This window comes from Polaromonas sp. P4_F6, assembly GCF_056401275.1.
This window is the reverse complement of the sequence record NZ_JBFUJQ010000006.1, coordinates 277,169-295,893: the sequence shown is the minus strand read 5'-3', so window position 1 is coordinate 295,893 and position 18,725 is coordinate 277,169. Positions and strand designations below refer to the sequence as shown.

The following is an 18,725-nucleotide window of genomic DNA, read 5'->3' as shown; positions in this document are numbered from 1 at the left end:
GCTGTTCCCGCAAGGCTAAAGGCCCAGCGCCTTCCAGCCCTGGTGACCCAGTTTTTCGAGCACCGCGATGTTCTGCTCGAAAATCGCTTCGGCCTCGGGAAAGGCCTCCACGGCCCGTTCCACGCTCTCCTCGCGCAGCAAATGCAGGATGGCGAAAGGCGCGCGGTTGGTGTAGTTGCCGATATCGTCGGGCTCGGTGCCCTCAAACTGGAAGCGCGGGTGAAAGCTGGCCAGCTGGATCACGCCCTCCAGGCCATGCTCGTCCACCACGCCCTCGGCAATCTCCAAGAAGTCGTTGAAGTCCAGGAAGTCCTCGAACAGCGTGGGATGGATCAGCAGCGTAGTGTCGACCTCCTCGGCCGGCGTGGCGGCCAGCAGGTCCAGCTCGCGGTCCAGTTCTTCCAGCAGGTCATCCGCATGCCGGGCATGGCTGACCACCAGGCGCACCTGGTTCTTGACGTAGACCGCCTTGGCAAACGGGCACAGGTTGAGCCCGATCACGGCTTTTTCGAGCCACAAGCGGGTTTTTGTCAGGACTTCCTCGTCGGTCATAAGCATCTCCAAAGAGCCGCACGCAACGGCCGCGGCGGCTCTTCAATCAAGCAGGGGCCGCGGAACCGGCTTTGCCGGGCCGCAGGCGCAGCGCCCCCTCGGGGGGCAGCGCATTACACGAAGTGAAAAGCGTGGGGGCTCAATGCAATGCCTTGAAGCGCACGCGCTTGGGTTTTGCGCCCTCTTCACCCAAACGTTTCTTCTTGTCGGCTTCGTACTCCTGGTAGTTGCCGTTGAAGAAGGTCCACTGGCTGTCGCCTTCGGCGGCCAGGATGTGGGTCGCGATGCGGTCCAGGAACCAGCGGTCATGGCTGATCACCAGCACCGAGCCGGCGAATTCGAGCAAGGCGTCTTCGAGCGCGCGCAGGGTTTCCACGTCCAGGTCGTTCGAGGGTTCGTCCAGCATCAGCACGTTGCCGCCCGCGATCAGGGTTTTGGCCAGGTGCAAACGCCCGCGCTCGCCGCCCGACAGCATGCCGACACGTTTTTGCTGGTCGGCGCCGTTGAAGTTGAAGCGGCCGGCATAGGCGCGGCTGGGCATGGTGAACTTGCCGACGGTCAGCATGTCCAGGCCGCCGGAAATGTCTTCCCAGACGGTTTTGTCATTGGCCAGGTCGTCGCGGTGCTGGTCGACGAAAGCCATGCGCGCGGTCTTGCCGATGGCGACTTCGCCGCTGTCGGGCTGCTCCTTGCCGGCGATCAGCTTGAACAGCGTGGACTTGCCCGCGCCGTTGGGGCCGATGATGCCGACGATGGCGCCCGCGGGCACCTGAAAGCTCAGGTTGTCGATCAGCAGGCGGTCGCCGAAGGACTTGCTGACGTTCTTGAACTCGATGACTTCATTGCCCAGGCGCTCGGCCACGGGAATGAAGATTTCCTGGGTTTCGTTGCGCTGCTGGTATTCGTAGTCCGAGAGCTCCTCGAAACGGGCCAGGCGCGACTTGCTCTTGGCTTGGCGCGCCTTCGGGTTCTGGCGCGACCATTCGAGTTCCTTCTTCAGGGCCTTGGCGCGGGCTTCCTCGCCCTTTTGCTCCTGCGCCAGGCGCTCGCCCTTCTGGTCCAGCCAGCTGCTGTAGTTGCCCTTCCAGGGAATGCCGTGCCCGCGGTCCAGTTCCAGGATCCATTCGGCGGCGTTGTCCAGGAAGTAGCGGTCGTGGGTGATGGCCACCACGGTGCCCGAAAAGCGCTGCAGGAACTGCTCCAGCCAGTCCACCGATTCGGCGTCCAGGTGGTTGGTCGGCTCGTCGAGCAGCAGCATGTCGGGCTTGGACAGCAGCAGGCTGCACAGGGCCACACGGCGTTTTTCACCACCCGAGAGCACGCCGATCTTGGCGTCCCAGGGCGGCAGGCGCAGCGCGTCGGCGGCGATCTCGAGCTGGTGCTCGGAATCGGTGCCGGCGGTGGCGATGATGGCTTCCAGGCGGGCCTGCTCGGCTGCCAGCGCGTCGAAATCGGCATCGGGCTCACCGTAGGCCGTGTACACGGCTTCGAGCTGGGCCTTAGCGGCAAACACCGCGCCCATGCCGGCTTCCACGCTCTCGCGCACCGTGTGCTCGGGGTCCAGCTTGGGTTCCTGCGGCAGGTAGCCGATGTTCAGGCCCGGCATGGGGGTGGCTTCACCCTCGATTTCCTTGTCCAGGCCAGCCATGATCTTGAGCAGCGTGGACTTGCCGGAGCCGTTGGTGCCCAGCACGCCGATCTTGGCGCCCGGGAAGAAGCTGAGCGACACCTCCTTGAGGATATGGCGCTTGGGCGGCACGATTTTGCCGACCTTGTTCATGGTAAATACGTACTGAGCCATCGGGATTTACTTTGGTAAAAATGAAAAAAACATTGCGGGAAACGGCTGCCTGCGGCCTGTAAACGCTATTTTCACAGGCTACCGGCAGTTTCCTGCGAGCTGGAACGACACGCCGCGCCGGGGCGCCAACGCCTTTTGAAGGGGCGTGTTTTTCTGCGTGAATGCCCCATTATCGTTGCTGTGCGACAATACAGGGGTTGCTGGCTCCAGTTGCCTTCAACATTTGGGCACATCCGGGTACCGCCTCAAGCGGCTATTTCGATGTTTTCGGCCCGACTTTCTGACCCCATCTGCCTTTGACTGGCGGGTTGCCTTCCAACAGGGCGCCCAACAGGCCGATCCAAAGCGCCCTACGGCGCCACATCATGACATTTGAAGAATTGAACCTGGCCCCGGCCATTCTGAAGGCCGTGCTCGAGCAGGGCTACGACACACCCACCCCCATCCAGGCCCAGGCGATCCCCGCCGTGCTCAAGGGTGTCGACCTGCTGGGCGGCGCCCAGACCGGCACCGGCAAGACCGCAGCCTTCACGCTGCCCCTGCTGCAGCGCCTGTCCACCGAAGCGCGCCTGACCAACCGCCGCGGCGTCAACGCCGTGCGCGCCCTGATCATGACCCCCACCCGCGAACTCGCGGCCCAGGTCGAGGAAAGCGTGCGCACCTACGGCAAATACACCGACCTCACCTCCATGGTGATGTTCGGCGGCGTCGGCATGGGCGCCCAGATCGAAAAACTGCGCCGCGGCGTGGACATCCTGGTCGCCACCCCCGGCCGCCTGCTGGACCACGCGAGCCAAGGCACGCTGGACCTGAGCCAGGTGCAGATCCTGGTGCTGGACGAAGCCGACCGCATGCTCGACATGGGCTTCATCCACGACATCAAGAAGGTGCTGGCCCTGGTGCCCAAACAAAAGCAGTCGCTGCTGTTCAGCGCGACCTTCAGCGATGAAATCCGCGAACTGGCCAACGGCCTGCTCAAAAACCCCGAATCCATCCAGGTCACGCCGCGCAACACCACGGTGCAGCGCATCACGCAGACCATACACCCCGTGGGCCGCAGCAAGAAGAAAGCGCTGCTGACCCACATCATCAACGAACACAACTGGAGCCAGGTGCTGGTGTTCACGCGCACCAAGTTCGGCGCGAACAACGTGGCCGAGCACCTGACCAAGCACGGTATCCCCGCGATGGCGCTGCACGGCAACAAGAGCCAGACGGCCCGCACGCAGGCGCTGGCCGACTTCAAGAGCGGCACGATACGCGCCCTGGTGGCCACCGACATCGCCGCCCGCGGCATCGACATCGACGAGCTGCCGCACGTGGTCAACTACGAAATCCCCAACGTCAGCGAAGACTATGTGCACCGCATTGGCCGCACCGGCCGCGCGGGCAACAGCGGTGAAGCCGTCAGCCTGGTCTGCCTCGATGAGGAAGGCTTCATGCAGGACATCGAGCGCTTCACCAAGCAGAACATCGAAAAAATCATCGTTCCCGGTTTTGAAGCCGAGCCCGGCGAACGCGCCGAGCCGCTGGCCATGGGCCGCCAGACCATCTGGGGCGGCCTGGGCAAGCCGCCCAGCCGCGAAGTGATGCAGGCCGCCGCCAAGGCCGCCCGCACCGAGATGATGCAACGCATCCGCGACACCAAGGGCGCCCAGCCCGCGCGCGGCGGCAACGGCGGCGGCAACAACGGTGGCGGCCGTGGTCGCGGCCCCGCCGGCGGCGGTAACGGTGGTGGTGGCAACGGCAATGGCAGCGGCCGCGGCCCGCGCACTCCCAACCCCGGCCAGCCACGCCAGGCTTCGGGTTATTCCCAGAACGGCCAGCCGCCACGGCAGGCCCAGGCGCCACGCCAGCGCGACGAGCAGCAGCCGCGCGCACCCCGCAACGAGTCCAGGGAGCCACGCAATGACTTCGACGACCGCCAACCCGCCAGCCACGCCTCCTCAGGCTTCCCCTCCTCCGGCCAGCCAACGGGCGGCAACCGGGGCAACTACCGCGGCAACCGCTCCGGCGGCGGCGCGGGTGGCTCTGGTGGCCGGGGCAACGGGCCTCGTCGGCCGGGCGGTCCTGGACCTTTTACTGGCCGATAAGCGCTATTCGGCGGTCCACTGCGTGGGCCGCCGCGCACCGGCCCGGCATGACAGCCGGCTGGTTGTGCACCTGGTCGATTCTTTTGCCGGTTTCAAGGCCCCGCCGGTGGACGATGTTTTCATCGCGCTGGGAACCACCATCAAGACGGCAGGCAGCCGCGCGGCCTTCAGGGCGGTGGATTTCGACGCTGTGCTGGCCGTGGCCCGTGCCGGCCGCAATGCCGGCGCCACGCGCCTGGGCCTGGTCAGCGCCATGGGCGCCGACCCGCATTCCATGCTCTTCTACACCCGCGTCAAGGGCGAGGCTGAGCAAGCGCTTTCGCAGCTCGGTTTTGCCACGCTGGTGGTGGTGCGGCCGTCCTTTCTGGCGGGCGACCGGGAGGCGCTGGGCCAGCCTTTGCGCGGCGGTGAAAAACTGGCGATCAGTCTTTCAAAACGCCTCAGTCACGTGATACCGCTGAACTACCAGTCCGTTTCGGCGGACAGCGTCGCGCGCACGCTGGTCGAGGAAGTGGCGGTTCGACAGGGACATCACGTGGTCCTGTCCGGCGACATGCAGCGCCGCTAAGACGCCAAGACGCTAAGAAAAAGACGCTCAGGCCGCCGCTTTAAGCTGCTTGGCCGGATTACTCAATTTAGGCAGCCGCCGCCGCGAGCCGAGCACCAGCTCGATATCCTCGTGCGCGCCGTCGATCAATACCAGAATCGCCTTTTCGGCCTTGGCCGGGTTGCGGGCGATCACCGCGTCCAGCACCGCCCGGTGCAGCGGCAAGGAGCGTTTGGGGCCGTCCTTGCGGATGGTGGAAATTTCAAAACTGGTGCGCAGCAAGGCGCTCAGCGCCTTGCTCATCTGGATCAGCATGCGGTTGTGCGCGGAGCGCAGCAGGCCCTGGTGAAAACGCAGGTCGTAGGTGACGTAGTCGCCGCCGCCTTCCACGGCGCGCTTCATGCCGGCATAGGCATCCTCGATTTCAGCGATCTCTTGCGCGGTGGCGCGCTCCGCAGCCATGCGCACGGCAGCGGGCTCCACCAGGCGCCGCAGCTCCAGCAGGTCGCGCAAAAATTCGGGTGTGATGCCGGCCTTGGCTTTCCATGCAATCACGTCCGGATCGAACCAGTTCCAGTGCTCCTCGGTCAGCACGCGGGTACCCACCTTGGGGCCGGTGGTGACCAGGCCCTTGGCAATCAGCGACTTGACCGCTTCGCGCACCACCGTGCGGCTCACGCCCAGTTCCTCGCAGAGCACCGGCTCCGGCGGCATGGACATGCCGGCGGCATAACGGCCCGCGACGATGGCTTCACCGATATGGTCTACCGTGTTGCCGTGGACGTTTTTCATGGTGGCCATGGCGTGCTTTCAGCCCCGCACAAACAGCGTGACCAGCGGGTCCGGCCCTACCTGGCGGCTCCAGTGGCCGTGCAGGGCCGGGTCGAAGGTGGCGCCGGCCGGCAGCACGTCGGCCGAGTAGAAATGCTGGCCCGGCTTGAAGATGCGCGAGACCCCGCCCTGCAGGCCGATCTCCATCTCGCCGCCCAGGATGAACACCCACTGCGGATTCGGCGTGCAATGGAACTGGCTGCGAAAGCCCAAAGGGCTGTGGCGCAGCTGGTAGCCGCCCGAAGCGAACACTTCGGACAGCATGGCCTGCGGTGAGCCTTCGCCCAGCGGGACGGCTTCTTCCCGGAATCTGGCGCGGCCGTCGGTATCGGTGTAAAGAATGACTTTGGAAAAAACGGTCACGGAGAACTCCGGTGAATGGCTGTGAAAAGCAGGCGCTTCATGAAGCTTCGCCGCCAAAGGCGATCTGCACCTTCATGGATTGGCGCTTGTCGCCGGCGAGTGTAAAGGCATGCGTGGCCTGCTCGAAGGCGACGATGTCGGTGATGACGGGCCGGCCGTCTATCAGGCGCTGGTTCAGGAAAGCCACCGCCACAGCGAATTCGGGATGAAAGCGGAAGGTGCCGCGCAGTTCCAGCTCCTTGGCAACCAGGGTGTTGAGCGGCAGCGAGACATTGCCGCCCAGGCCCACCGTCACGATGACGCCGCGCGGCGCCACCACATCCAGGCCGGCGACCAGGGCTTTTTCATTGCCCGAGGCCTCCAACATCACGTCGAACTGCCCCTTGCCGGCGGCAAAGGCCGCCAGGCCGTCCGGCTCCTGGGCCAGGTTGATGGTCTGGTCGGCACCCATTTTTTTGGCGCAGGCCAGGGGAAGCTCGGCGATATCGGCCGCCACGATGCGGGCCGCGCCCGCGCGGCGCAGGCCGGCGATCAGCAAGGCGCCTATAGGGCCGCAGCCGGTGACCAGCACCTGTTTGCCGAACACCGAGCCGGCCCGCGAAATCGCGTGCAGGCCCACCGACAAAGGCTCGGCCAGCGCGGCCTCGGACAGCGGCAGGTCGTCGGCCACGGGATGCGCCTGAGCAGCCTCGATGACCAGGGTTTCGCGGAAAGCGCCCTGGATGTGCGGAAAACGCATCGCGCTGCCGTAAAACCGCATGTCCATGCAGTGGTTGTGCAAGCCCTGCTGGCAGAAGCGGCAAACGCCGCAAGGCCGCGAGGGCGAAATCGCGATGCGCTGGCCGGCGCGCAGGCCGCTGACCTCGCTGCCCACGGCCTCGACCACGCCCGACACCTCATGGCCCAGTACCATGGGCTCCTTGATGCGCACCGTGCCGAAGCCGCCATGCTGGAAGTAATGCAGGTCCGAGCCGCAAATGCCCCCGTAGGCCACCCGCACACGCAGCTGATGCGGGCCCAGGGTTTCGGTATCCAGCGCGTCAAGGCGCAGATCTAGGGGCGCATGACAGACAAGTCCACGCATGATGTTTCTCCCTGGTTGCGCGGGACGGCGGCGTCACAAAGTCGCCGTCACCCCGCCGTCGACATATAAAACATGGCCGTTGACAAAGCTGGAGGCATCGCTGGCCAGGAACACGGCCGCGCCGGCCAGCTCGGCCACGTCGCCCCAGCGCCTGCTGGGCGTGCGCCCCGTGAGCCAGGCGCTGAACTGTTCGTCGGCCACGAGTTTTTCCGTGAGTTCGGTCTTGAAGTAGCCGGGCCCTAGGCCGTTGACCTGGATGCCGTGAGGGCCCCAGTCGATCGCCATGCCCTTGGTCAGCATCTTGACCGCGCCCTTGCTGGCCATATAGGGTGCGATGTTGGGACGCCCCAACTCGCTCTGCACCGAGCAGATGTTGATGATCTTGCCCCTGCCGCGCGTGATCATTTTCCGGGCGACCGCCTGCCCGACAAAAAAGACGCTGTCGACATTGGTGCGCATCAGCTCATGCCAGTCCTGTTCGGGGAAATCCTGCAGGGCCATGCGCCTTTGCATGCCGGCGTTGTTGACGAGGATGTCTATGCCGCCCAGCGTGCTTTCGATGTCCTCCACCGCCGCCTGGACCGCGGCGGCATTGGTGACGTCAAAACCGCGTGTATGGACAGTAAAACCCTCCTCGCGCAGCACGCCGGCTGCGCGCTCCAGCTTGGCGCTGTCGCGGCCGTTGAGCACCAGGGTGGCTCCCGCCTGCCCCAGGCCGCGCGCCAACGCGAAACCGATGCCGCCCGAAGAGCCGGTCACCAGCGCAAGGCGCCCATCAAGCCTGAAGGAGTTCAAAACCATGGAGGGGCTCAATCCAGGCGGGCGCCGCTGGCGTCGTCAAACACATGGGTCTTGCCGGCCGCGATGTCCAGGTGCACGATCTCGTCGGGGCGCACCGCCGTGCGGCCATGCATCACCACGATGACCTTGGCGCCACCCACCTCGAGCAGCAACTCAGTCTCTGCACCGGTGGGCTCGACCACAATGACCTTGGCCGGAATGCCCTGGCCCGTGGCGGACAGCGACAGGTCGCCGGGCCGCACGCCGTAATGCACGGGCTGGCCGTCCTGCGCCTGGGCAATCTGGCCTATGGGCCACTGGTGGCCCTCGGCTTCGACCCAGGCCCGGCCGCCCTCCTTGCGCAAAACGCCCTTGAGGACGTTCATGGCGGGCGAGCCTATGAATTGCGCGACAAACAGGTTGCCGGGCCGGTCAAACAGCTCCAGGGGCGTACCTATTTGCTCGATGATGCCGTCGTGCATGACCACAATGCGGTCGGCCATGGTCATGGCCTCGATCTGGTCATGCGTGACGTAGACGGTGGTGGTTTTCAGGCGCTGGTGCAGGGCCTTGATTTCGGCACGCATGGCCACGCGCAGCTTGGCGTCCAGGTTGGACAGCGGCTCGTCGAACAGGAAGACCTTGGGGTCGCGCACGATGGCCCGCCCCATGGCCACGCGCTGGCGCTGCCCGCCCGAGAGTTCGCGCGGAAAGCGGTCCAGCAGCGGGTCCAGGTTCAGGATGCGGGCGGCGTCGCCCACGCGCTTGTTGGTGAGTTCGGCATCGGCCTTGCGCAGCTTCAGGCTGAAAGCCATGTTGTCGCGCACCGTCATGTGCGGATAAAGCGCGTAGCTCTGGAACACCATCGCGATGTCGCGGTCCTTGGAGTCGAGCTCGTTGATGACCTTGCCGTCGATCGACATCTCGCCGCCGCTGATTTCCTCCAGCCCGGCCAGCATGCGCAGCAGCGTGGACTTGCCGCAGCCCGAGGGCCCGACCAGCACGACAAATTCGCCGTCGGAGATGTCAAAGCTGATGCCGTGAATGATCTTGACCTTGCCGAAGGCCTTTTCAATATTGCGAAACGATACAGAAGCCATGTGGTATTTCCCGGGTCAACTTTTCACGGCACCGGCTGTGAGGCCCGACACCATATAGCGTTTGAAAGCGTAATAAATTGCCGCCGGAGGCAGCGCGTAAATCAGGCCGGTGGCCATCAGCAGTTCCCATGGCGAGTCGTCGGCGGCGAGGAAGTTGCCCAGGGCCACCGCCAGCGTCACGCTGGTGTCCCTGGACAGCAGCAGGAAGGCGTAGAGGTATTCGTTCCAGGCCAGCAGCAGCGCATAGGTGCCGACCGCCACCAGCGAGGGCACCATCAGCGGCAGGTAGACCAGCCGGAACAGCTGCATGGCCGTGGCGCCGTCCATACGGGCCGCTTCATCAAGCTCGTAAGGCAGCTTGTCGGAGGCCTGCTTGAGCACCCAGATGCAATAGGGCGACGCGATGGTCACCATGGCCAGGATCAGCGACCACTGGTGGTTCAGCATGCCGTAGTTGCCCATGGTCTTGTACATGGGAACGGCCAGGAAAGCGGCTGGGATGAAGTAGGTGAAAAGCGCCATGTTCATCACCGTACGGCCGCCGCGCACCTTGAGCCGGCTGATGGCAAAGGCCGCGGTGGTGGAGACCACCAGCGTGAGCACCCCCACCGACAGCGCGATCACCAGCGAGTTGCCCAGTTGCACCCAGAAGTGGTCGAGGTAGAAATGCTTTTGCCAGAACACCGTCTCGAAATTGTCCAGCGTGGGCTTTTTGGGCCAGAGCCGCCCTGTCGTGGCTTCGTTGCGCGGCGAGATCGCGAACAGCACCATGTGGTAGATGGGGATCAGCGTCCACAGCAGGACCGGGATGCCGACCAGTAGCAGCCTGGCCTCCCGGGTGACTGAACGCAGTGTGACGCGGCTCATTTGGACAACCTTTTCATCATGAAATACACCAGCGGCAGCACCAGGGGCAGGGCCACGACGATGGAGGCCAGGGACAGGTCGACCTGGTCCAGGCGCAGGTAACGGATGCCCAGCGTGGCCAGCACATGCGTGAGGTCGGCCGGCCCGCCGCCCGTGAGCAGGTAGACGCTGTTGAAGTCGCCTAATGTCCAGATCATGGACAGGATGGTCGAGGTCAGGTACAGCGAGCGCATGGACGGCCAGGTGATGAAGCGGAACTTCTGCCAGACCGTGGCGCCGTCCACCGAGGCCGCTTCATACTGCTCGGCCGGTATGGCCATGCGTCCTGCCAGCAGGATCAGCGTCCAGAAGGGCAAAGACTTCCAGATGTGCGCCAGCATAGAGAAAGACAGCGCCAGCGTCGGGTCATTGAGCCAGTTGGGGCCGTCTATGCCCGTGGCCTTGAAAATCAGGGTGTTGATGACGCCCCACTCGGGATTGAGCATGAAGCGCATCGACAGAATGGTCGGGATCGAGGGCACGGCCCAGGGCAGGATAAAAATCACCGACAGCGCCTTGATCCACCAGCGCGTGTTCAGGAAAAATCCCGACAGGAACAGCGCCACCACCATCTTGAGGTTCACCGCCACGACGATGAACACCACCGTGTTGACCAGCGAGCGGAAAAAGATCGGGTCGGCAAACAGCCTGACATAGCTGTCCGGATGGCGTGCCAGCCACAGGCCGTAGCCCACGGGATAGATCACGAAAACCAGAAAAATCAGCAGGTAGGGAACGACCAGCGCGAGTCCCCACTTCTCCCACGAAGTCATGGCGGCGCGCTCGGCGCGCACCGAAGGGGCGGCCTGTTGGATGGTTGCAGTGCTCATGCTTTGCTTTGTTGACGCGCGCCGCCACCCCGGAAATCGGGGCGGGCGGCGCGGCTTTCTTCAGTCGGTCAGCGCTCAGTTCGCCACGGTCTTGATGCGGGCGATCATTTCGTCAACGGCCTTGTCCACCGGCATCTTTTCATTGATCACGCGATTGGCCGCCTTGGCCCAGACGTTCTCGTTGTTCAGGATGGTGAACTTGTAGTTCTTGGTGAACTCGAAGTTGACGGTTCCGGCGGTGAACTGGTTGTAGACCGACAGCCTGTGCGCATCGGCTTTCCAGAACGGGCGTTGCTGCGCGGTTTTGGTCACCGGGAACCAGCGGCCCAGCGAGCCTTCCACATAAGGCGTGAGGTTCTCTTCCTGCATCAGGAAGGACACGAACTCCTTGGCGCGGGCCTTGTTCTTGGCCTGGTTGAACACCACACCCACCTTGACGGCGGCGCGGTACACCATCTTGCTGCCGTCGGGCTTGTTCGGGAAGCCCGCCGTGCGGATGCGCTCGGTGTAGTTCTTCTTCGCGGTCTCGCGGTCTTCCGGCTTGAGCGACGCGTTGTTCATGTCGTCCAGCCACTTCGCGGCGATGGAGATCGTCGCGTTATGGGTCAGGATGGTGGTCTTGTTGTGGAAGGCGACGTTGTTGTCCGGGTCCTTCCAGCTGGTGGACGAAGGCGGCGTGCAGCCCTTGGCGTAGGGCTGGGTGTAGTCCGTCAGCGCGCTGATCAGGCCCGCACGCACCTGCGGATCGTCGACCAGCAGCTTGCCGCTGTCGCTGACCAGCTTGACGTTGTAGGCGTCCATAAAGGTCAGGAAGGAATAGAAGGAGTCGCTGGAATCCACGCCCAGCGGCTGGCCTATGCCGAAAGTGCGGTTGCCGGTTTTCTGGCGGTGCGCGGGCTGCACCTTGTCGCACCAGAAGGACCAGTAGTCCTTCCAGGCCGTGGGAATGTCGGATTCCTTGAAGCCGGCCTCATTGAGCATGTCCACCCAGTACTCGATGTGCATGGTCTGCTGCTTCATCGGGAAGGCGTAATAGGCCCGGGTCTTGGTGGCGTCGTTGTAGAGGAAGGCGGTCTCCACCGTGTTGGGAGCGAAACGCGCGCGCATGGGGTTGATCACGCTGCTGATGTCTTCAAGCTTGCCGTCGAAGGCCCACTTGCCGGCGACCTGGAAGTCATAGACGTCGGCATAGGCCACGTCGGGCGGGCTGCCGGAGTCGAGTGCCGCCACGGTTTTCGGGATCATGTCCTGCACGGGGTACTGCGAAAGCTCGACCTTCACGCCCTTGTGCTTTTCCTCGTACTTCTTGATCGCGGCGAAGAGCGCATCGTCTTCGGCTTTGTAAAAGCCCTTGACCCACCAGACGGTGAGCTTTTCCTGGGCGGAGGCCTGCCCCGCCGATATGAGGCCGGCCGCGACCATCGCGGCGGCCAGGATTGTCTTGAGTCTCATTTGTCTTGTCTCCTCTGCGGGTGGGTTGTTGAACTGCAAAAACTCGTCGCCATGCGCTCTCGGACGCATTGTTATCATATGATGATTAACCCCCTGGTCTTTTATGGAAAACCCGGAGCATTCCTGCCCCGGAACCAAGCCCAGGATGGATTCAATGCCATTCCGGCACCGGGGTAAAGAGGGCTTGCCCGGCAAAATGCGCGCGCAGGTTGTCCACGGCCAGCTTGGCCATGGCGTGGCGCGTCTGCACCGTGCCGCTGGCCATGTGCGGCGTCAGCACCACGTTCTCCATGGACCAGAGCGCCTCGCTGGGGTGCGGCTCTTTTTCGAACACATCGAGCGCCGCGCCGGCGATCACGCCCCGTTGCAGCGCATCAACCAAAGCCGCCTCGTCGACCACCGAACCGCGCGCCACATTGATCAGGTAGCCCTCAGGCCCCAGGGCCTCGAGCACTTCGGCATTGATCAGGTGGTGCGTGCCGGCGCCGCCCGGCGTGATCACGATGAGGAAATCCACCTGCGCGGCCAGCGCCTGTGCCGTGGGGTAAAAGGTGTAAGCGAGTTCCGCCTTGGCGCTGCGGCCGGTGTACGCAATCGACATGCCGAAGGCCTCGGCCCGGCTCGCGATGGCCTGGCCTATGCGGCCCAGGCCGACGATGCCCAGGCGCGCGCCCGAGACCTTGCGCGCCAGCGGCATGGGACCTTCCTTGGCCCAGCGCCCTGCGCGCACATAACGGTCCGCCAGCGGGATGCGGCGCGCCACCGACAGCATCAGGCCTATGGCCAGGTCCGCCACTTCGTCGTTGAGCACACCGGGCGTGTGGGTAACCGGAACGCGCCGCTCCAGAGCGGCGGGGACGTCCACGCCGTCATAGCCCACCCCCATGATGGAAACGATTTCCAGCGCCGGCAACTGGTCCATCAGCGAGCGTGGCACCTTGGACTCTCCGCCCCCCGCGATGCCGCGCACCAGCGGCGCGACCTTGGCGAAGGCCGCGGGGTCGCTCTCGTGCAGCCTGTCATGGACTTCATAAGCCGCCTGCAGCGGCTCCATCAGGAAGGGCGGGAGCTTGGCGACGGTGAGGATGTGCGGGCGGCTGGACGGGACGGACACGGGGCGGGCTCCTGCGGTCATGGTTTTCACTAAGATAGCCAGGTCAATGGTATGACGATAATATGTTTGACGAATTAAGGACTTTCCCGCATGAGCACACCACCCAAGAAAAAACCCGCCCACGAACTCCGCAGCCAGCAATGGTTCGGCCGCCAGGACCGCGACGGCTTTGCCTACCGCAGCTGGGTCAAGGGCAAGGGCGTTCCGCATGACCAGTTCGACGGCCGGCCGGTCATCGGCATCTGCAACACCTTCAGCGAACTGACGCCCTGCAACTCGCATTTCCGCACGATTGCCGAGCAGGTCAAGATAGGCGTCTACGAGGCCGGCGGCTTCCCGCTCGAGTTCCCGGTGATGTCGCTGGGCGAAACCCTGCTGCGCCCCACCGCCATGCTGTACCGCAACCTGGCCAGCATGGACGTGGAAGAAAGCATACGCGGCAACCCCATTGACGGCGTGGTGCTGCTGATGGGCTGCGACAAGACCACCCCCGCCCTGGTCATGGGCGCTTCCAGCGTGGACCTGCCCACGGTGGGCGTCAGCGGCGGCCCCATGCTGAGCGGCAAATGGCGCGGCCAGGAGCTGGGCTCGGGCACCGGCGTCTGGAGCATGAGCGAGCAGGTGCGCGCCGGCACCCTGAAACTCCAGGAATTTTTCGAAGCCGAGAGCTGCATGCACCGCAGCCACGGCCACTGCATGACCATGGGCACGGCCTCGACCATGGCCAGCATGGTCGAAGCGCTGGGCATAGGCCTGCCGGGCAACGCCGCCTACCCTGCGGTGGACGGCAGGCGCAATGTGCTGGCCCGCATGGCCGGCCGCCGCGCCGTCGAGATGGTGCATGAAGACCTTACGCTGTCGAAAATCCTCACGCGCCAGGCGTTTGAAAACGCCATCAAGACACTGGCGGCGATTGGCGGCTCGACCAACGCGGTGATCCACCTGATCGCGATTGCCAGGCGCATAGGCGTGGAACTCACGGTGGACGACTTCGACCGTCTCGCCAGCGAGCTGCCTTGCCTGGTCAACCTGCAGCCTTCGGGCAAATACCTGATGGAAGACTTCTGCTACGCCGGCGGCCTGCCGGTGGTCATGAAAGAGATCGCGCAGCACCTGCACACCGGCGCCATCACCGCCAACGGCAAGACCATTGGTGAAAACATCGCCGACGCGGAGAACTTCAACACCGAGGTGATCAAGCCGCTGTCCGCGCCCTTCAAGGACAAGGCCGGCATCGCCGTGCTGCGTGGCAATCTTTCGCCGCGCGGCGCCGTCATCAAGCCCAGCGCCGCCACGCCGGCGCTCATGGTGCACAAGGGCCGGGCCGTGGTGTTTGAAACCATTGAAGACTTCCACGCGCGCATTGACGACGAAAACCTGGACATCGACGAAAACTGCGTGATGGTGCTCAAGAACTGCGGCCCCAAGGGCTATCCCGGCATGGCCGAAGTCGGCAACATGCCGCTGCCGCCCAAGGTGCTGCGCAAGGGCATCACCGACATGGTGCGCATCAGCGATGCGCGCATGAGTGGCACGGCCTACGGCACCGTGGTGCTGCACACCGCGCCTGAAGCCGCCGCCGGCGGCCCGCTGGCCCTGGTGCAGAACGGCGACATCATCGAGCTCGACGTGCCGAATCGCCGCCTGCACCTGCATGTGAGCGACGAGGAACTGGCAAAACGCATGGYCAGCTGGACGCCGCCCCAGCCGCCGTTGAATTCGGGCTACTGGAAGCTCTACATCGACCATGTGCTGCAAGCCGATGAAGGCGTGGACCTGGATTTCCTGGTCGGCAAGCGCGGGGCTTTTGTGCCGCGCGACAACCACTGAGCCGGGTACAAGGCGGGTACCGGGCCGCGCGCAGGCGGCGGGTACCATAGTGGTTTGAGGCGCGGCGTGCTTTTCCCGGTTCTTCTTCCCTGAAAAGGCCCGCGCCGGGATGCCCGAAGAAGGCAGAAGAAGGCGCAAGAAGCCAGGAAACCCAATGCAAGCCAGAAAATTCGATGTCGTCGCGCTCGGCGAAGCCATGGTGGAGTTCAACCAGACCACGGCCGGCCAGCCCAACTACCTGCAAGGCTTTGGCGGCGACACCAGCAATGCCGTGATCGCCGCCGCGCGCGCCGGCGCCAGCACCGCCTACCTGACCCGTCTGGGCGGCGACACCTTCGGCCAGTCGCTGATGGCCTTGTGGGCCGCCGAAAACGTCTCCACCGCCGCCGTCCAGCAGGACAGCGAAGCCAGCACCGGCCTTTACTTCGTCACACACGGCCCCAAGGGCCATGAATTCAGCTACCTGCGCGCGGGCTCCGCCGCCAGCCGCATGACGCCGGCCTGGCTGCAGCAGGCCGGCGCGCTTGACGCCGTGCGCCAGGCCAGGGTGCTGCATGTCTCGGGCATCTCGCTGGCGATTTCCGCGAGCGCCTGCGACACGGCCTTCGCCGCCATGAAGCTCGCCAAAGAGGCCGGCACGCTCGTCTCGTTTGACTCCAACCTGCGGCTCAAGCTCTGGCCGCTGGACCGCGCCCTGGCCTGCACCCGCCATGCCGTGTCGCTGTGCGACATCTTCCTGCCCAGCCTGGAAGACATCACCACCCTCAACGGCATGACGGACCCCGACCAAGTGGTGGACTGGGGCCATGGCCTGGGCGCCAAAACCGTGGTGCTCAAGCTGGGCGGCGAGGGCGCGCTGGTCAGCGACGGCACGCGGCGCGAACGCGTGCCCGTGCACCGCGTGAAGCTGGTGGATGCCACCGGCGCGGGCGACTGCTTTTGCGGCAACCTGCTGGCGCGCATCGCCCAGGGCGACACGGTGTTCGACGCCACACGCTACGCCAACGCGGCGGCCGCCCTCACGGTGCAAGGCTATGGCGCCGTGGCGCCGCTGCCGCGCCCCGAACAGGTCAGGGCCCTGCTGTGAGTCGCCTGCTGGCCGTCGACTGGGGCAGCTCGTCGCTGCGCGGCGCGCTGCTGGGCGCAGATGGCGCGGCGCTGCAAGAACGCGCTTTCCCGCGCGGCATCCTGACGGTGGAGGCCGGCGGCTTTCCTGAGGTTTTTCAAAGCTGCTTCGGCGACTGGATGACGCCCGGCACGCTGTGCCTGATCTCCGGCATGGCCGGCAGCAAGCAAGGCTGGCGCGAAGCGCCCTACTGCGCCTGTCCGGCCGGCTTTGATGCGATTGCCGCCGCGCTGGAGTGGGTGGAGCCGGGCCGCATCGCGATCGTGCCGGGCCTCTCCATTGACAAAACCGGCGCGCCCGATGTGATGCGCGGCGAGGAAACACAAATCTTCGGAGCGCTGCAATTGCTGGGCCTGGACCATGCCCGGCTGGTGCTGCCCGGCACGCACAGCAAATGGGTGAGCGTGACGGACCGCAAGGTGAGGGATTTCTCGACCTGGATGACCGGCGAGCTGTACGCCCTGCTGCGCCGCCATTCCATACTCGCGCGCATGCTGCCGGAGGACGAACCCGCGCTGGACAGCGCCGCCTTTGACCAGGGCGTGGCCCATGCGCTGGCCGGCCCCGGCCTGCTGAACACGGCTTTCAGCACGCGCACGCTGTCGCTGTTCAACCGCATGGATACCGCAGCCCTGCCCAGCTACCTCTCGGGCCTGGTCATAGGCGAAGAACTCAAGGCGCAAACGCTGCCGCGCGGCGAGCCCGTGGTGGTCATGGGCGCCGAAGCGCTCACGGCCCGCTACGAACAGGCGCTGGCCCAGCTCGGTGTGCCCGTCCAGCGCGTGGGCGCGGGCGCCACCTGGCGCGGCCTGCGCGCGATTGCCGACACGCTGGGCTGACCCCGCGAACCCATTGATAGAACACCATGAACACCGCATACCCCAAATTTTCCCAAGCCCTGGCCACCCTCCCCCTGGTCGCCATCTTGCGCGGGCTCACACCGGCCGAAGCCCTGCCCGTGGGCCAGGCGCTGGTCTCCACGGGCTGGACGCTGATCGAGATTCCGCTCAACTCGCCGCAGCCGCTGGACAGCATCGCCGCCATGGCAAGCGCCTATCCCGAGGCCTTGATAGGCGCGGGCACGGTGCTGACACCCGAAGACGTGCGCAATGTGCAGGCTGCGGGCGGCCAGCTCATCGTCTCGCCCAACTTCAACCCGGCCGTGGTGCGCGAAGCCGCGCGCCTGGGCATGGTCTGCCTGCCCGGCGTGATCACCCCCAGCGAGGCCTTTGGCGCGCTTGAAGCGGGTGCCACCGGCCTCAAGCTGTTCCCGGCCGAGATGATCACGCCTGCCGTGGTGAAGGCCCTGCGCGCCGTGCTGCCGGCGACGGTCCCTGTCATGCCGGTGGGCGGCGTCACACCGGCCAATATGGGCGCCTACCTCGCGGCCGGCGCCAGCGGCTTCGGCATAGGCTCGGCGCTGTACAAGCCCGGCATGACGGCCGCCCAGGTGGCCGACAGCGCGAAAAACTTCATCGCCGCCTACACGGGTAGCATGCGGGCATGAACACCCCCACTTCCGCGCCTGCATCCACGACCATCTCCTTCGGCCTGGCCGGCCGCGTCTGCATCGTCACCGGCGGTGCCCAAGGCATAGGCGAGGCCTGCGCGCGCCGCTTTGCGCGCGAGGCGGCCCATGTGGTGATTGCCGACATAGACAACGCGCGCGGCACGGCATTGGCCCGGGAGCTGGGCGGCCTGTATGTGCACTGCGACGTCGGCGACAAGGCCCAGGTCGACGCGCTGGTCGCGCAGGCCGTGGCCGCCCACGGCCGCATCGACGTGCTGGTCAACAACGCCGGCATCTTCAGGGCGGCCGAATTCCTCGAGGTGACGGAAGCCGACTTTGACGCCGTGCTGCGCATCAACCTCAAGGGCTCCTTCCTGGTGGGCCAGGCCGTGGCGCGCGTGATGGCCGCCGCCGGCAAGGGCAGCATCGTCAACATGAGTTCGGTCAACGGCGTGCTCGCGATTCCCACAATCGCCAGCTACAACGTCAGCAAGGGCGGTATCAACCAGCTCACGCGCGTGATGGCCCTGTCGCTGGCCGGCCAGGGCGTGCGCGTCAATGCCGTCGCGCCCGGCACCATCGCCACCGAGCTGGCCGCCAAAGCCGTGCTGACCAGCGACGAGGCCAAGGCCAAAATCATGAGCCGCACGCCCATGAAGCGCCTGGGCGAGCCCTCGGAGATCGCCGACACCGTGGCCTACCTGGCCAGCGATGCGGCCAGCTATATCACCGGCGAAATCGTGGTGGTGGACGGCGGGCGCATGACCTTGAACTACACCGTGCCCGCATAGCCCGGCAGGCACGCG

The 18,725-nt window shown here is 65.2% G+C and carries 18 protein-coding genes; 7 read left to right on the top strand and 11 right to left on the bottom strand.

Annotated features, from left to right (window positions below):
- Positions 1-15: 15 nt before the first annotated feature.
- Together AC1DUN_RS16560 and ettA are read right to left on the bottom strand one after the other, a co-directional pair.
- On the bottom strand, positions 16-552 hold the full coding sequence (locus AC1DUN_RS16560) for a DUF1415 domain-containing protein (protein ID WP_477714907.1): 537 nt from the start codon (positions 550-552) through the stop codon (positions 16-18).
- 139 nt (positions 553-691) lie between these two features.
- Complete coding sequence (gene ettA / locus AC1DUN_RS16555) at positions 692-2,353, bottom strand: energy-dependent translational throttle protein EttA (RefSeq protein WP_413326071.1); 1,662 nt, start codon at positions 2,351-2,353, stop codon at positions 692-694.
- Positions 2,354-2,718: 365 nt separating this feature from the next.
- On the opposite strand from ettA, the gene AC1DUN_RS16550 reads away from it, so the two are divergent.
- Together AC1DUN_RS16550 and AC1DUN_RS16545 are read left to right on the top strand one after the other, a co-directional pair.
- Positions 2,719-4,446, top strand: coding sequence for a DEAD/DEAH box helicase (locus AC1DUN_RS16550; RefSeq protein ID WP_477714906.1), 1,728 nt, complete (start codon positions 2,719-2,721; stop codon positions 4,444-4,446).
- Entirely contained in the window at positions 4,388-5,014 is a 627-nt protein-coding gene (locus tag AC1DUN_RS16545) for a Rossmann-fold NAD(P)-binding domain-containing protein (RefSeq protein WP_477714905.1), read from the top strand. The genes AC1DUN_RS16550 and AC1DUN_RS16545 overlap by 59 nt, the downstream gene beginning before the upstream one ends.
- A gap of 27 nt (positions 5,015-5,041) precedes the next feature.
- Here AC1DUN_RS16545 and AC1DUN_RS16540 read toward each other — a convergent pair whose 3' ends face one another.
- The 9 genes from AC1DUN_RS16540 to AC1DUN_RS16500 form a co-directional block, all read right to left on the bottom strand.
- Positions 5,042-5,794 (bottom strand): FadR/GntR family transcriptional regulator, encoded by a 753-nt coding sequence (locus AC1DUN_RS16540; protein WP_477661832.1) that lies wholly within the window; start codon positions 5,792-5,794, stop codon positions 5,042-5,044.
- Positions 5,795-5,803: 9 nt separating this feature from the next.
- Entirely contained in the window at positions 5,804-6,187 is a 384-nt protein-coding gene (locus AC1DUN_RS16535) for a cupin domain-containing protein (RefSeq protein WP_413326065.1), read from the bottom strand.
- Between the two features lie 37 nt (positions 6,188-6,224).
- Positions 6,225-7,271 carry an L-idonate 5-dehydrogenase gene (locus AC1DUN_RS16530; RefSeq protein WP_477714904.1) on the bottom strand — a complete coding sequence of 349 codons (1,047 nt, stop codon included), beginning with the start codon at positions 7,269-7,271 and terminating at the stop codon, positions 6,225-6,227.
- Positions 7,272-7,304: 33 nt separating this feature from the next.
- On the bottom strand, positions 7,305-8,072 hold the full coding sequence (locus tag AC1DUN_RS16525) for an SDR family oxidoreductase (RefSeq protein WP_477714903.1): 768 nt from the start codon (positions 8,070-8,072) through the stop codon (positions 7,305-7,307).
- 8 nt (positions 8,073-8,080) lie between these two features.
- Positions 8,081-9,151: an ABC transporter ATP-binding protein gene (locus AC1DUN_RS16520; RefSeq protein ID WP_477714902.1), complete on the bottom strand. Its 1,071-nt coding sequence runs from the start codon at positions 9,149-9,151 to the stop codon at positions 8,081-8,083.
- 15 nt (positions 9,152-9,166) lie between these two features.
- The gene (locus AC1DUN_RS16515; protein ID WP_074577461.1) at positions 9,167-10,018 is read right to left on the bottom strand and encodes a carbohydrate ABC transporter permease; all 852 of its coding nucleotides are present in this window, start codon (positions 10,016-10,018) and stop codon (positions 9,167-9,169) included.
- Positions 10,015-10,887, bottom strand: a complete 873-nt coding sequence (locus AC1DUN_RS16510) for a carbohydrate ABC transporter permease (protein WP_477714901.1) — start codon at positions 10,885-10,887, stop codon at positions 10,015-10,017. The genes AC1DUN_RS16515 and AC1DUN_RS16510 overlap by 4 nt, the downstream gene beginning before the upstream one ends.
- A gap of 75 nt (positions 10,888-10,962) precedes the next feature.
- Positions 10,963-12,339, bottom strand: a complete 1,377-nt coding sequence (locus tag AC1DUN_RS16505) for an ABC transporter substrate-binding protein (protein ID WP_477661837.1) — start codon at positions 12,337-12,339, stop codon at positions 10,963-10,965.
- Positions 12,340-12,490: 151 nt separating this feature from the next.
- Positions 12,491-13,474 (bottom strand): 2-hydroxyacid dehydrogenase, encoded by a 984-nt coding sequence (locus AC1DUN_RS16500; RefSeq protein ID WP_477714900.1) that lies wholly within the window; start codon positions 13,472-13,474, stop codon positions 12,491-12,493.
- Between the two features lie 69 nt (positions 13,475-13,543).
- On the opposite strand from AC1DUN_RS16500, the gene AC1DUN_RS16495 reads away from it, so the two are divergent.
- The 5 genes from AC1DUN_RS16495 (at position 13,544) to AC1DUN_RS16475 (ending at position 18,710) form a co-directional block, all read left to right on the top strand.
- Complete coding sequence (locus AC1DUN_RS16495) at positions 13,544-15,283, top strand: IlvD/Edd family dehydratase (protein ID WP_477714899.1); 1,740 nt, start codon at positions 13,544-13,546, stop codon at positions 15,281-15,283.
- Positions 15,284-15,437: 154 nt separating this feature from the next.
- On the top strand, positions 15,438-16,370 hold the full coding sequence (locus tag AC1DUN_RS16490) for a sugar kinase (RefSeq protein ID WP_477714898.1): 933 nt from the start codon (positions 15,438-15,440) through the stop codon (positions 16,368-16,370).
- Positions 16,367-17,248 carry a 2-dehydro-3-deoxygalactonokinase gene (locus tag AC1DUN_RS16485; RefSeq protein ID WP_477714897.1) on the top strand — a complete coding sequence of 294 codons (882 nt, stop codon included), beginning with the start codon at positions 16,367-16,369 and terminating at the stop codon, positions 17,246-17,248. Before AC1DUN_RS16490 ends, AC1DUN_RS16485 begins: the two co-directional genes overlap by 4 nt.
- Positions 17,249-17,274: 26 nt before the next feature.
- The gene (locus tag AC1DUN_RS16480; protein ID WP_477714896.1) at positions 17,275-17,916 is read left to right on the top strand and encodes a 2-dehydro-3-deoxy-6-phosphogalactonate aldolase; all 642 of its coding nucleotides are present in this window, start codon (positions 17,275-17,277) and stop codon (positions 17,914-17,916) included.
- Complete coding sequence (locus AC1DUN_RS16475) at positions 17,913-18,710, top strand: SDR family NAD(P)-dependent oxidoreductase (RefSeq protein WP_477714895.1); 798 nt, start codon at positions 17,913-17,915, stop codon at positions 18,708-18,710. The genes AC1DUN_RS16480 and AC1DUN_RS16475 overlap by 4 nt, the downstream gene beginning before the upstream one ends.
- Positions 18,711-18,725 lie beyond the last annotated feature (15 nt).